This is a genomic window from Streptomyces sporangiiformans (assembly GCF_005768555.2).
Classification (GTDB): Bacteria; Actinomycetota; Actinomycetes; order Streptomycetales; family Streptomycetaceae; genus Streptomyces; species Streptomyces sporangiiformans.
Map to the genome: position 1 here is coordinate 14,490 of NZ_VCHX02000109.1, position 13,139 is coordinate 27,628.

Below are 13,139 nucleotides of genomic sequence, written 5' to 3' on the forward strand. Positions count from 1 at the left end.
GTTTCCCGACCCACCTCTATAGGAGTTCGGTTTCATGAAGGACGCCTTCGGAACCCCCCAGTCCCTCCTCGTCCTCGGCGGCACGTCCGAGATCGCGCTCGCCACCGCGCGCCGCCTGATCGCCCGCCGCACCCGCACCGTATGGCTCGCGGGCCGCCCGTCGCCCGCACTGGAGACGGCCGCCTCCGGACTGCGCGACCTGGGCGCGGACGTACGTACCGTCGCTTTCGACGCGCTCGACTCCGACGCCCACGAGGCCGCGCTCGGCAAGGTGTTCGCCGAGGGGGACATCGACATGGTGCTGCTCGCGTTCGGCGTGCTGGGCGACCAGGCCCGCGACGAGAACGAGCCCGGGGCGGCGGTGCGTGTCGCGCAGACCAACTACACCGGCGCGGTCTCGGCCGGTCTGATCTGCGCCAAGTCCCTGCAGACGCAGGGGCACGGCTCCCTGGTGGTGCTCTCCTCGGTCGCCGGCGAGCGCGCCCGCCGCGCCAACTTCATCTACGGATCCAGCAAGGCGGGCCTCGACGCCTTCGCGCAGGGCCTGGGCGACGCACTGTACGGAACGGGCGTGCACGTGATGGTCGTACGGCCCGGATTCGTCCACTCGAAGATGACCGCGGGGCTGCCCGCCGCCCCGCTCGCGACCACTCCCGAGATTGTCGCCACGGCCATCGAGACGGGCCTGCGGCGGCGCTCCGAGACGGTATGGGTGCCCGGCACGCTCCGGGTCGTCATGTCGGCGCTGCGCCACGTACCGCGAGCGGTGTTCCGGCGGCTGCCGGTGTAGGCCGCTGCCCGCGACCGCCGGGGCGCCGCTGCCGGCGCTTGCCGTCGTAGCGGCGACCACGTCCGCCAGGCGCCGGGGGTCGAAGATCTCGTCGTCGCGTGGTCCGCCGGTGATCCCCGGGCGCACGCGCCCTCAGCGCGCGTGTTCTCAGCGCGCGCGTCCTCAGCGTGCGGGCAGCGTGGTGTCCCGGTCCGCGGACGTGCCGCTCTGCGGGGGCACGACGGTGCCGCCGAACACGAAGTCGCGCAGCCTGCGCCACACCCCGTCGGCGCCCTGCTCGTACAGCGCGAAACCGGTGCACGGCCACTCGGCCTCGTACTCGGACAGTTCCTCGAACGCCCGGTCCATCGCCTCGTCGTCGATGCCGTGCGCCACCGTCACATGCGGGTGGTACGGGAACTGCAGCTCGCGCGCCACGGGCCCGGACGCGTCCCGGACCTGCTTCTGCAGCCAGGTGCAGGCCTCGGCCCCCTCGACGACCTGCACGAACACGACGGGTGACAGCGGACGGAACGTTCCCGTGCCGGACAGCCGCATCGGGAAGGACCGCCCGGCGGCCGCGACCTCGGCGAGATGCGCCTCGATCGCGGGCAGCGCCGAGTCGTCGACCTCTGTCGGCGGCAGCAGCGTGACGTGGGTGGGGATGCCGGAAGCCGCGGGGTCGCCGAAGCCCGCGCGCCGCTGCTGGAGCAGGCTGCCGTGTGGCTCCGGGACCGCGATCGACACACCGATCGTTACGGTCCCCACGTCGTCTCCTGTCGTCGTTGTGGTGTTCTGGCGTTGTCGTGTTCTGGCGTTGTGACGCTGTGGTGTTCTGGCGTTTCTGCGCGTTCCTGGCGGGCAGGGGCGGCGGTCGGTCCTGTGTGTCCGCTGTTTCCGTACGGCCTACGACTGTACGGCGGTCGGCCCGATGCCGGTATCAGTGCCCGGGTCAGTGCTTGGCGGGCAGGAAGCCCACCCTGTCGTACGCCTGGGAGAGCGTCTCCGCGGCGACGGCACGCGCCTTCTCCGCGCCCTTGGCCAGAATCGAGTCGAGCGTCTCCGGGTCGTCCAGATACTGCTGGGTGCGCTCCCGGAACGGCGTCACGAAGTCGACCATGACCTCGGCGAGGTCCGTCTTGAGCGCACCGTAGCCCTTGCCCGCGTACTTCTGCTCCAGTTCCGCGATACCGGTGCCGGTGAGGGTCGAGTAGATGGTCAGCAGGTTGCTGATACCCGGCTTGTGCTCGGTGTCATACCTGATGACGGTCTCCGTGTCGGTGACCGCGCTCTTGACCTTCTTGGCGGTGGCTTTGGGCTCGTCGAGGAGGTTGATGAGGCCCTTCGGAGTCGAGGCCGACTTGCTCATCTTGATCGACGGGTCCTGAAGGTCGTAGATCTTCGCCGTCTCCTTGAGGATGTACGGCGCCGGGACCGTGAACGTCTGTCCGAAGCGGCCGTTGAAGCGCTCGGCGAGGTCACGCGTGAGCTCGATGTGCTGGCGCTGGTCCTCACCGACCGGGACCTCGTTGGCCCGGTACAGCAGGATGTCCGCGACCTGCAGGATCGGGTACGTGAAGAGGCCGACGGAGGCGCGCTCCGTCCCCTGCCTGGCGGACTTGTCCTTGAACTGGGTCATGCGGGAGGCCTCACCGAAGCCGGTGAGACAGTTCATGATCCAGGCGAGCTGCGCGTGCTCGGGCACATGGCTCTGGACGAAGAGCGTGCAACGCTCCGGGTCGAGGCCGGCGGCCAGCAGCTGGGCCGCGGCGAGCCGGGTGTTGGAGCGCAGGTCCGCCGGGTCCTGCGGAAGCGTGATCGCGTGCAGGTCGACGACCATGTAGAACGCGTCGTGGGTCTCCTGCAGGGCCACCCACTGGCGGACGGCGCCGAGGTAGTTGCCGAGGTGGAACGAGCCTGCGGTGGGCTGGATTCCGGAGAGCACGCGAGGTCGATCAGAGGCCATGGCCTCATTCTCTCAGGTGCCGGGACCCGCTCCGGAACTGGTCGGAAACAGATGTGACACAGGTGGGAACCGATCGGCCTCCGGCGGTGTAGCAAGAGTGTGAAAACGCGGGAGGGGGACCGCATCGTCGATGAGGCCGCGGTGATCGCACGCGTACGCGCCGGAGAGCCGGAGGCGTACGCCTACCTGGTGCGCGCCCACACGGGCATCGCGCTCAGGGCGGCCCGCGCGCTCGGAGCGGGTGCGGACGCGGAGGACGTGGTGCAGCAGGCCTTCTTCAAGGCGTACTGCTCCCTGGGGCGCTTTCGGGACGGCACGGCGTTCCGGCCGTGGCTGCTGTCGATCGTCGCCAATGAGACGAGGAACACAGTGCGGGCGGCGGGCCGCCGACAGACGCTGGCCGACCGGGAGGCGGCACTGGTCGGGTCCGATCCGCTGATACGGGAATCGGCGGACCCGGCTGTCGCCGCGCTGGAGACAGAGCGCCGCGTGGCCCTGCTGGGCGCGCTGGAAGAGCTGAGCGAGGAGCATCGGCTGGTCGTCACCTACCGCTATCTGCTGGAGATGGACGAGCCGGAAACGGCCCAGGCCCTGGGCTGGCCACGCGGGACGGTCAAGTCCCGGCTCAATCGTGCGTTGCGCAAGCTGGAGCGGTTGCTGCCCGGTTTCCAGCCGCGGGAAGGAGGTGATGAGCATGAATGAGTCGTACGAGAACGGGGGCGCGGAGTCTTCGGGCGGTCGTGCGCCCGGGGAGTCCCGAGAGCCCGGGGGTGCGCGTCGGTCGTCCGGAGGCGGCGGCGAGCGCCGGAGCGCGGGCGCCTCCCGGCTGCCCGAGGAGCTGCGCGCGCTCGGGCGGTCGATGGATCCGCCAGGTGCGAGCGGGACCGAGTCGATGGTCGAGCGGGTGCTTGAGCAGATACTCGCGGAGCGGGTGCCGGTCCCGGTGGCCGAGCCGCCGGGGCCCCGCGCCAGGGTCCGGGCGATGCGAAGGTGGGCGCGGCTGCGCCGTCGCTCGCTTGTCGCGGCGCTGTGCGGGCTGCTGACGGTGCTGGTGCTCACGCCTCCGGTGCGGGCCGCGGTCATCGACTGGTTCGACTTCTTCGGGGTCGAGGTGCGGTACGACCCGTCGGCGCCGCCCCCTTCGCCGTCTCCGGTGCCGGGCTGCGAGGAGGGCCTCGGCGTGGCCGACGCGGCGCGGAAGGCGGGGTTCGAGCCGCTGCTGCCACGGGAGTTGGGACGGCCGGCGGCCGCGCAGGTGTCGGGGGACCGCCGGGTCCTGTCGGTGTGCTGGCGCGACGGGGACGGCGAGGTGATACGGCTCGACCAGTTCCGGGCGAAGCTCTCACCGCTGTTCTGGAAGTCGACGACGGCACCGCACAAACCGGTCACGGTGAGCGGCGACTCGGGCCTGTGGTTCGCCGAGCCCCACCGCCTGGAACTCGCCCTGGTCGACGACCGGGGCCGCGAGTACGCCAGGACGGTCCGCACGGCGGGGCCGACGCTGCTGTGGACGCACTGGAGTGAGGTGACGCTGCGGCTTGAGGGAGTGGCGTCACAGCCGCGGGCGCTGGAGATCGCGGAGTCCGTGAGGAGCGGGAGTCCATGAAGCAGGCGGAACTGGTGGCGCATGGATCGGTCCGAACGGGCGAGGACCGAGTGGGAACCTCGACGGGTCGAGCGGTGTACCAGAAGTGACGAGGTGCGGACGGGCCGCACCCGGCACCGACTGGGGGTCCGATGCGAAGCGTTCGTGAACTTGCGGCGGCGGCCGGGGCGTTGGCGGCAGCGCTCGCTCTGCTGGTGACGGGGGCGCCGGCTGCGGTGGCGGGTGGGCCGACGAGTGTGCTGCTGGTCTCACCCAACAGCGGGGAGACGGCGTCGCTGTACAACAGCGAGCAGGAGTACATGCGTCTGAGCGACCTACTGCTTGCCGATCCGGGCCGCGGCCTCGACAGCTCGAAGGAGAAGCCGCCGGAGCCCGACTTCATCGGCCGCCGCATCAATGTCACGTGGATGATCCATGACGTCACCCCCTGGCGAGTGGACATGATCCACCCCGACGTGGCCGGATCCCGGAGCGTCTGGATCCTCACGCAGCTCAAAATGGATCTTGGTACGTCGGAGCCTTCGAAGGAGATCTGGCACCAGGCGAAGAACTCGGACGAGCTCCGGGCCCTGCTCACCGATCTCGGCGTCATGAGCAAGCACCCCAAGGGGACGAACCCGGATTCGGGGCCCGAGCAGCCCTCCGGCGACATCTCTGCCGCCGCGCCGGCAGGAACGCCCGCCACGGGAGCGGGCGACGGGACCGACTGGTGGTGGGCGATACCGGGGCTGGCGGCCGGAGCCACGCTGGCGCTGATGCTGCGGCCGGTCGCCGTGCGGCTGTCGGGGGCGGGGCCTGTGGGGTGGTGGCGGAAACGGGAAGCCGGCCCTCGGCAAGAGCTGAGGGACGTCTGAGGCGGGATGTGCCGACGAGCTCATGCGGGGAGCGGGACTCGTGAGGGGGGAATGTCAATGAGGGGGATCTCATGAAGGAGCCGGCTGGACGGGCCAGGGCGGCCCGGGGCGTGTTTCTCGCCGTCGAGACGCTTGCCGCTGCGGTGCTCGCCGCGGTCGTGCTCGCCGGACTCGGTGTGTCCCCGGCACACGCTGCCGCGCCCGCTGAGGTGGACCCCGACGCCCCGGATCTGGCGGTGGTCATAGCCAACGGCACGGGACGGACGACCAGCGTGCGTTCCGGGGAGCAGGACTTCGCCCGGCTCTGGAAGTTGTTGGCGCCCTCGTACACGGACACGGAGGAGGTGCCGGAGGACTGGATCGACGGCCGCCATCCGCCCGTGCGGGCCACCGTGCTGTGGGGATTGACCGGTGTCGGCGGCTGGCCGGAGACCGACAGTCCGCCCCGGGGCGACGTCTATATGGGACGCCAGGACCAGGTGTTTCGAGCGGAGGACGGCACCCCCTGGGTGCGGACCGACCCGTCGGTGGACGTGAACGACGACGACATCCGCTGGCATCGGGCCCCGCGCTCGGTCTTCGACCAGCTCGAGAGGAGGGAGCTGTTCGGGCCCGCCCCCACGGAGGACGGGAAGTCGGACCCGCTGGCCGGTGCGTGGTGGGCGATACCGGGACTCGCGGCGGGCCTCGCGCTCGGCTCCGGCGGCACCCGGCTGATACGCCGCGTCATGCACGGCGCGGCGGCCCAGCGCGAACCAAGGCCGCCGAAGGAGCCGCGACAGGAGCTGATCGACCTCTGAGACCGAGCGGCTGCGGGCCTGCGCCTTGGGGCATGCCCTCGGTGCGGGCCCAGGGCCTCCTACGGCGAGCCGGGCCATGCTGTCCGGCCGGACAGACCCCATGCCTGGGCTCAACGACGCCCGGCACGCGGAGCCGGCTCGGGGGGTGCCCGTACCCGGCCCGGCTCGGCCGGGCCGGGTGGCCGAGCCCCGGGAGGTCCTGGGCCGGGGACCCGCCTCGGAAGTGGTCTCCGGCCTGGCGGGGTGATGGTCGGGACCCACATGGCCGACCGCCGCGTCCGTCTCGGCCACGCCACATCCCTGGGTCCGGGTCCGGGTCCGGGTCCCGGTGCGAGGACCAGGAGCCGGGGCCGACACGAGGCCGCTGGGCGAGGCCGGGAGCCGGGGTCCGCTGGGCGAGGCCGGGGCGAGGCGGCAGCCGGCCCCGTGCCTCAGTCGGCGACCGGCGCCTCAGCCGAGGTCGATCTCCGGGTACAGCGGGAAGCCGGCCAGCAGGTCGGTGGCCCGGTGGGAGATCTCGTCCGCGATCTTCGGGTCCAGGATGTGCTGGGCCTTGGAGGGGGCGCCCTTCGCGGTGGTGCCCGGCTCGGCGGTGGTGAGGACCCGGTCGATCAGGGAGGCGATCTCGTCCATCTCGGCGGTGCCCAGGCCACGCGTGGTGAGGGCCGGCGTGCCGATGCGGATGCCGGAGGTGTACCAGGCGCCGTTGGGGTCGGCGGGGATGGCGTTGCGGTTGGTGACGATGCCCGAGTCGAGCAGGGCCGTCTCGGCCTGGCGGCCGGTGAGGCCGTAGGAGGAGGCGACGTCGATCAGGTTGAGGTGGTTGTCGGAGCCGCCGGTGACCAGCGTGGCGCCGCGCCGCATCAGGCCCTCGGCGAGGGCGCGGGAGTTGTCGACGACGGCCTGCGCGTAGTCGCGGAACTCGGGGCGGCGGGCCTCGGCGAGCGCGACGGCCTTGGCGGCCATGACATGCGGAAGGGGACCGCCGAGAACCATCGGGCAGCCGCGGTCGACCTGGTCCTTGAGGGAGTCGTCGCACAGGACCATGCCGCCGCGCGGGCCGCGCAGCGACTTGTGCGTGGTCGTGGTGACGATCTGGGCGTGCGGGACCGGGTCGAAGTCGCCGGTGAGGACCTTGCCGGCGACGAGGCCGGCGAAGTGTGCCATGTCGACCATCAGGGTCGCGCCGACCTCGTCGGCGATCTCCCGCATGATCCGGAAGTTCACCAGGCGGGGGTACGCCGAGTAGCCGGCGACGATGATCAGGGGCTTGAACTCGCGAGCGGAGACACGCAGGGCCTCGTAGTCGATGAGACCGGTGGCGGGGTCGGTGCCGTAAGAACGCTGGTCGAACATCTTGCCGGAGATGTTCGGGCGGAAGCCGTGGGTGAGGTGGCCGCCGGCGTCCAGGGACATGCCGAGCATGCGCTGGTTGCCGAAGGCCTGGCGCAGCTCGGCCCAGTCGGCCTCGGAGAGGTCGTTGACGTTGCGGACACCGGCCCGCTCCAGGGCGGGGGCCTCGACGCGCTGGGCGAGGACGGCCCAGAAGGCGACGAGGTTGGCGTCGATGCCGGAGTGCGGCTGCGCGTAGGCGTGCCGGGCGCCGAAGAGTTCCCGGGCGTGCTCGGCGGCGAGGGCTTCGACGGTGTCGACGTTGCGGCAGCCGGCGTAGAAGCGGCGGCCGATGGTGCCTTCGGCGTACTTGTCGCTGAACCAGTTGCCCATGGCAAGGAGCGTGGCCGGAGAAGCATAGTTCTCGGAGGCGATCAGCTTGAGCATCTCGCGCTGGTCGGCGACCTCCTGGCCGATGGCGTCGGCCACCCGGGGCTCGACGGCACGGATCACGTCGAGGGCGCTGCGGAAGGCGGTGGATTCGGTGGAGACAGGCGCAGAGTTGGCAGACATGGGGGACCTCCGGACGTGGCGTTCAGCGTTCACGGTACGGCCCAGGCGCACGGCACATGTTTGCTCGGGCCGCTCCCCGATGGTTGGTCCCATCCCAGCGCGCCAGTCACGGCCCGCCCAGCAGCCTACCGGGCGCGCCGGATGACCGGCCACGCGGCGGTCGCCGCGGCTCGATGTCGCCCGGTCCACCATGCGAGCGACGATAGGGGTGAGGGGCCACATCCGCCCGGTGCCGTGAGAAACGGAGATCCCGTGACCGCTACGGAGCGGCTGATCGCCTCGGCCGAGGCGCACAGCGCGCACACCTACCACCCGCTGCCGGTCGTCGTGGCCACGGCGGACGGGGCCTGGATGACGGATGTCGAGGGGCGCCGCTTTCTCGATCTGCTGGCCGGTTACTCGGCGCTCAATTTCGGACACGGCAACCGCCGGCTGATCGACGCGGCCCGAGCGCAGCTGGAGCGGGTGACGCTGACGTCGCGGGCGTTCCATCACGACCGGTTCGCCGCCTTCTGCACCGAACTGGCCGAGCTGTGCGGCATGGAGACGGTCATGCCGATGAACACGGGCGCGGAGGCGGTCGAGTCGGCCGTGAAGACCGCGCGGAAGTGGGGGTACCGGGTCAAGGGCGTGCCCGACCGGATGGCGAAGATCGTCGTGGCGGGCGACAACTTCCACGGGCGTACGACGACGATCATCAGCTTCTCCACGGACGCGGAGGCGCGGGCGGACTTCGGGCCGTACACACCGGGCTTCGAGATCGTGCCGTACGGGGATCTGACCGCGATGCGCGAGGCGCTCACGGAGAACGCGGTCGCCGTGCTGCTGGAGCCGATCCAGGGCGAGGCGGGGGTGCTGGTGCCGCCGGCCGGTTATCTCGCGGGCGTACGGGAGTTGACGCGCGAGCGGAACGTGCTGTTCGTGGCGGACGAGATCCAGTCGGGGCTGGGCCGGACGGGGCGCACGTTCGCGTGTGAGCACGAGGGCGTGGTGCCGGACATGTATGTGCTGGGCAAGGCGCTCGGGGGCGGCGTGGTGCCGGTGTCGGCGGTGGTCTCGTCGGCCGAGGTACTGGGCGTGTTCCGGCCGGGCGAGCACGGTTCGACGTTCGGGGGGAACCCGCTGGCCTGCGCGGTGGCGCTGGAGGTCATCGCCATGCTGCGGTCCGGCGAGTTCCAGGCGCGGGCGGCGAAGCTGGGTGAGCGGCTGCACCGTGAGCTGGGGCGGTTGTGCGATACGGGCAGGGTGACGCAGGTGCGCGGGCGGGGCCTGTGGGCGGGGATCGACATCGCCCCGGCGTACGGGACGGGCCGGGAGGTCTCCGAGAAGCTGATGGACCGGGGTGTGCTGGTCAAGGACACCCACGGCGTCACGATCCGGATCTCTCCGCCGCTGGTGATCAGCGAGGAGGACCTGGACTGGGGGCTCGCACAGCTCGGGGCCGTACTGCAGGACTGAGCCGGCCCCGGAGCCTCAAAGGATCACGTGCGGCAGAAAGCGGGCGTACTCGTCCGTGACCAGTCCGGAGGACTCGCGGATGCCGAGGCCGGCCGACTCGTTCTCGACGACCCAGGTGCCGAGGACGACACGGTTGCCGTCGAAGGACGGGAGTGGGGCCAACTCCTGGTAGCAGCAGGGCTCTTCGCGTGTGCCTGACGGCATGGCCTCGGCGGCGACGGGAGCGGTGCCCGGTTCGCCCGGCTCGTGCACGGTCACCCCCGCGCCCTCGCGGCCGAGGAGGGGCTTGGCGACGTACCCCGTCGTGGTCGCCAGCTCCCGTGGGCCGTCGAGGTAGGCGGGGAGGAGGTTCGGGTGGTCCGGGTAGAGCTCCCACAGGATGGCGAGGAGGGCCTTGTTGGAGAGGAGCATCTTCCAGGCGGGCTCGATCCACATCGTCGTGCCCGTGCCGCCGCCGTTGTCGAGGGTGTCCAGGACGTGCTCACCGAAGCGGTCGGTGGTCAGCCACTCCCACGGGTAGAGCTTGAAGCAGCTGCGGATGAAGCGGAGTTGCTTGTCGACGAAGCGGCCGGAGAGGCGGTCCCAGCCGATCTCCTCCATGGAGATCCAGTCGGTGTCCAGCCCGGCCTGTTCCGCGGTCTCCTTCAGATACGCGACGGTCATCAGGTCCTCGCCGAGTTCGTCGGCGGCCGAGTGCGCGAAGTAGAGGGGGCTGCCCGGCGGGAGGAGGGCGGACTGCTTCTTCCAGGCGTCGATGAGGCGTTCGTGGAGGGAGTTCCACTGGTCGGCGCCGGGGAAGCGGTCCTCCATCCAGAACCACTGGGGGCTGGCGGCCTCGACCAGCGAGGTCGGCGTATCGGCGTTGTACTCCAGGAGTTTCGCGGGGCCGGTGCCGTCGTAGCGAAGGTCGAACCGGCCGTAGAGGGACGGGAGTTCGGCGCGGCGGTGCCAGGCCTCCGCGACGAGTTCGACGAGGTGGGCGTCGGTGATGCCGAGGTCCGCGAAGCGGTCCTGCTCGACGATGTGCGCGGCGGCGGCCAGGCACATGCGGTGCAGTTCCTCGACGACCTCCTCCAGGGCCTCGACCTCGGGCAGCGAGAAGACGTAGTACGCGGACTCGTCCCAGTACGGACGCAGGGAGTTGTCCGGGTAGCGGGTCAGCGGATAGATGAGGCCCTGCTCCTCGACGGTCTGCTGCCAGCCAGGGCGGGGGTGGATGACGCGGCGTTCCATGGCGGTCGCTGTCTCAGGGATTCAGCCGCCGGAGCTGCCGCCGTCGCCGCTGCCGAAGCCGCCGCGGTCCACGCCTCCGCTGCTCGAACCGCCGGAGCCGCCGGAACTGCCCGAGCCGTCGGAGGACTTGGTGAAGGAGCCGCCGTCGACCCAGCCCTTGCTCTCCTCGCCGCCGTAGTACCAGGCGTCGGTGTCGGAGGAGATCTTGCGGCTCTTGCGGCTGCTGGAGCCGGTCGTCTTGCAGTTCTTGTCAGAGACGACCTTGTAGCCCTTGTCGAGGGTGTAGCTGTCCCGGTCGACGCAGCGCTTGTCGGGGTCCGACGAGCAGGCCGTGAGTGCCGCCGCCAGCAGCCCCATGCCGCCGAGTACCACCGTGCCCGAACGCAGTTGCCGTCGTGAGTCCGCCATGTCCGCTCCCCCGTGACCGTTCACCATCAACTTCTGGCCACCAGCCTATAGATCATGGTCCCGGCTGCCGAAATCGGGTCCCAGGGCCTGTCCCGAGGGCATGGCAGGCCGGGGCGGGGTGCCGCCCCGGCCTGGGGGCCTTCGGGTCAGCCGCCGGTCCGGGGCAGAAGGGAGACGATCTTGCTGCCGTCCCGGGCGACCAGCACATCCTCGTAGAGCAGGAGTTGGGGCGATTCCCTGTAGACGGGCCCCGGCCCCGGCTTGCTGATGTCGACGTGACCGCGCCAGACCTGCTCACCCGTGCGCAGGTCGAGGCCGGACAGATCTCCGGTCGGGCTGAGGAAGTACACGACCCCCTGCCCCGCCGACACCACGGGAGACGCGATGCCCAGCACCGTGTCCCTGTCGGGCATCTTGACGCCCACCGGGCTGGTCCACAGGGTCTTTCCCGTGGTCAGCGAGTAGGCCGAGGCCTTGCCCTTCCAGGATACGGAGATCAAACGATCACCGATGACCTCCGAGGCGGCCATCGCCCCCTCGACCCGATAGGGGTGTGAGGTCTGCTTCCCGGCGCTGCTGATGGTGGTCAGCCGCAGGTCCTTGCGGGCCGCGTCCTTCGCTTCGATCAGGACCATCCGGTCCCCCGAGGTCCCGATGAGTTGCGGCCTGCCGGGGATGGTCGTGACCTTCTTGGCACTTCCGGTGGCCGGATCGAGACGGAAGACGTCGGTGTCGTCCGGTTCCTCGGCGTCCCGCGCGCACAGGAGATAGGGCACACCGCTCAGCACCGCCCGTTGGCACACGATGCCCTTGTCCCAGGTGTGGCGCCATTTCTCCTTGCCGGTCAGCGGATCGAGGGCCGACATCGCGCGAAGCGACGGGGTGTTCGCCAGCACCGCGCCGTCGATGAGCATGGCGGCCTGGTCGGTGCGGTCGTCCTGCGGCATCTCGACCGTCCACAGCACATCGCCGGTGCCGGCGTCCACCGCCATCAGATCGGTGCCGCCCGCGTAGTCCCCGTTCGGCTGGTTCTTCGCGGTGTGGTTGCGGTAGGCGTAGACCACGCCGTCGCGCACGGCGAACGCGTGGTCAGGCCCGTCGCCTTCGCGATTGACCTTGACGGTCCACAGCCGCTCGCCGGTGTTGGCGTCGAACTTCGCGGCGTCGTACTTGGACCCGCTGCAGTACAGGGCGGAACCGTCCACCAGGCAGCCCCGCTCGCTGGCGCCCGGGGCGCCGCTCTGCCACGGCTTCCAGCCCTCCGGCGACGTCGCCGGCCGCGCGGGCCGGTCCTGCTCGGCCGTACCGCCGCCCCCGAAGCCGAACACCGCCCCCACGGTGATCGCGGCAACGGCCACCGCCGCCCCCGCGGCCTGCGAGAAACGGCGCCGGCTGCGCCGCCGCACCACCTTCTCGGCCAGGTCCCCGGGCGCCCGCACCTGGTCCAGGGCGACCGCGTGCAGCGTCTCCCGGACCTTCTGCTCCACCTGCTCCGTCGTCATCCCTGGATCCCCTTCGAGGTATAGCTGAGCGGCTTCACCGGTTCCGCATGCCCTTCGGGCCCGAGCTCCGGTACGAGCACCCGGAGCTTGGCGAGCGACCGGTGCGCCGTACTGCGCACCGTGCCGACCGGGCACCTCAGCAGCGCCGCGACCTCGGCCTCCGGCAGGTCCTCGAAGTAGCGCAGCACGACCACCGCGCGCTGCCGCTTCGTCAGACGACCGAGCGCCGCCCACAGCGCGATCCGCAACTCGGAGTCCGACCCGGCGTCGGCGTCCGTGCCGGACTCGGGCAGTACGGGCACCGTCGTCTCGGCGCGGTGCCTGCGCAGCCGCCAGCGATTGACCTGCTGGCGGTACATGACCTGGCGGACATACGCCTCGGGCTGCTCGATGTGCGCCCAGCGCCCGTAGGCCTTCATCAGCGCAATCTGCAGCAGATCCTCCGCGGCATGCCGGTCCCCGCCGGTGAGCAGCACCGCGAGCTGCAGCAACGCGGTGGAGCGCATCGCTACGAACTCCCGGAACTCGTCGTGACTCAAGGCCTCCATCGACCCTCCCCTTCTCTGCAACCATCACGACGCGATGAGCCGCCCGCGGCTATCCCTCAGCGGGCGAGATTGTGTCTCCGCTCCGCCACC

At 70.9% G+C, this 13,139-nt stretch carries 13 protein-coding genes and 1 riboswitch; of the genes, 6 read left to right on the forward strand and 7 right to left on the reverse strand.

Annotated features, from left to right (window positions below):
- Window positions 1–34 precede the first annotated feature (34 nt).
- A complete protein-coding gene (dprE2, locus tag FGD71_RS12910) occupies window positions 35–790 on the forward strand; it encodes a decaprenylphospho-beta-D-erythro-pentofuranosid-2-ulose 2-reductase (protein WP_119100562.1) in 756 nt (251 codons plus the stop codon).
- A 162-nt stretch (window positions 791–952) separates the two neighbouring features.
- Here the strand turns inward: dprE2 and FGD71_RS12915 are convergent, their stop codons facing one another.
- Together FGD71_RS12915 and trpS are read right to left on the reverse strand one after the other, a co-directional pair.
- On the reverse strand, window positions 953–1,537 hold the full coding sequence (locus tag FGD71_RS12915) for a 2'-5' RNA ligase family protein (RefSeq protein ID WP_119100563.1): 585 nt from the start codon (window positions 1,535–1,537) through the stop codon (window positions 953–955).
- A 184-nt stretch (window positions 1,538–1,721) separates the two neighbouring features.
- Window positions 1,722–2,735, reverse strand: a complete 1,014-nt coding sequence (gene trpS, locus FGD71_RS12920; RefSeq protein WP_119100564.1) for a tryptophan--tRNA ligase — start codon at window positions 2,733–2,735, stop codon at window positions 1,722–1,724.
- 99 nt (window positions 2,736–2,834) lie between these two features.
- Here trpS and FGD71_RS12925 point away from each other — a divergent pair, with 99 nt between their 5' ends.
- The 4 genes from FGD71_RS12925 to FGD71_RS12940 all read left to right on the forward strand — a co-directional run bounded on the left by FGD71_RS12925 (window position 2,835) and on the right by FGD71_RS12940 (window position 5,995).
- Window positions 2,835–3,437, forward strand: coding sequence for an RNA polymerase sigma factor (locus tag FGD71_RS12925; protein ID WP_181359186.1), 603 nt, complete (start codon window positions 2,835–2,837; stop codon window positions 3,435–3,437).
- Window positions 3,424–4,341 carry a hypothetical protein gene (locus FGD71_RS12930; RefSeq protein WP_240436557.1) on the forward strand — a complete coding sequence of 306 codons (918 nt, stop codon included), beginning with the start codon at window positions 3,424–3,426 and terminating at the stop codon, window positions 4,339–4,341. Before FGD71_RS12925 ends, FGD71_RS12930 begins: the two co-directional genes overlap by 14 nt.
- Before the next feature lie 131 nt (window positions 4,342–4,472).
- On the forward strand, window positions 4,473–5,195 hold the full coding sequence (locus FGD71_RS12935) for a hypothetical protein (RefSeq protein WP_119100566.1): 723 nt from the start codon (window positions 4,473–4,475) through the stop codon (window positions 5,193–5,195).
- A gap of 71 nt (window positions 5,196–5,266) precedes the next feature.
- Window positions 5,267–5,995 (forward strand): hypothetical protein, encoded by a 729-nt coding sequence (locus tag FGD71_RS12940; RefSeq protein ID WP_240436558.1) that lies wholly within the window; start codon window positions 5,267–5,269, stop codon window positions 5,993–5,995.
- A 450-nt stretch (window positions 5,996–6,445) separates the two neighbouring features.
- Here FGD71_RS12940 and FGD71_RS12950 read toward each other — a convergent pair whose 3' ends face one another.
- Window positions 6,446–7,900: a glycine hydroxymethyltransferase gene (locus tag FGD71_RS12950; RefSeq protein WP_119100567.1), complete on the reverse strand. Its 1,455-nt coding sequence runs from the start codon at window positions 7,898–7,900 to the stop codon at window positions 6,446–6,448.
- Window positions 7,901–7,932: 32 nt separating this feature from the next.
- A riboswitch (ZMP/ZTP riboswitch) is annotated at window positions 7,933–8,020 on the reverse strand.
- Window positions 8,021–8,152: 132 nt separating this feature from the next.
- On the opposite strand from FGD71_RS12950, the gene rocD reads away from it, so the two are divergent.
- Window positions 8,153–9,358, forward strand: coding sequence for an ornithine--oxo-acid transaminase (rocD, locus tag FGD71_RS12955; protein ID WP_119100568.1), 1,206 nt, complete (start codon window positions 8,153–8,155; stop codon window positions 9,356–9,358).
- Window positions 9,359–9,373: 15 nt separating this feature from the next.
- Here rocD and FGD71_RS12960 read toward each other — a convergent pair whose 3' ends face one another.
- The 4 genes from FGD71_RS12960 to FGD71_RS12975 all read right to left on the reverse strand — a co-directional run bounded on the left by FGD71_RS12960 (window position 9,374) and on the right by FGD71_RS12975 (window position 13,049).
- The gene (locus FGD71_RS12960; protein WP_119100569.1) at window positions 9,374–10,591 is read right to left on the reverse strand and encodes a glutathionylspermidine synthase family protein; all 1,218 of its coding nucleotides are present in this window, start codon (window positions 10,589–10,591) and stop codon (window positions 9,374–9,376) included.
- Window positions 10,592–10,612: 21 nt separating this feature from the next.
- Window positions 10,613–10,999 carry a hypothetical protein gene (locus tag FGD71_RS12965; protein ID WP_119100570.1) on the reverse strand — a complete coding sequence of 129 codons (387 nt, stop codon included), beginning with the start codon at window positions 10,997–10,999 and terminating at the stop codon, window positions 10,613–10,615.
- A gap of 146 nt (window positions 11,000–11,145) precedes the next feature.
- Entirely contained in the window at window positions 11,146–12,501 is a 1,356-nt protein-coding gene (locus FGD71_RS12970) for an outer membrane protein assembly factor BamB family protein (RefSeq protein ID WP_119100571.1), read from the reverse strand.
- The gene (locus FGD71_RS12975; RefSeq protein WP_119100572.1) at window positions 12,498–13,049 is read right to left on the reverse strand and encodes a SigE family RNA polymerase sigma factor; all 552 of its coding nucleotides are present in this window, start codon (window positions 13,047–13,049) and stop codon (window positions 12,498–12,500) included. The genes FGD71_RS12970 and FGD71_RS12975 overlap by 4 nt, the downstream gene beginning before the upstream one ends.
- Between the last annotated feature and the right edge of the window lie 90 nt (window positions 13,050–13,139).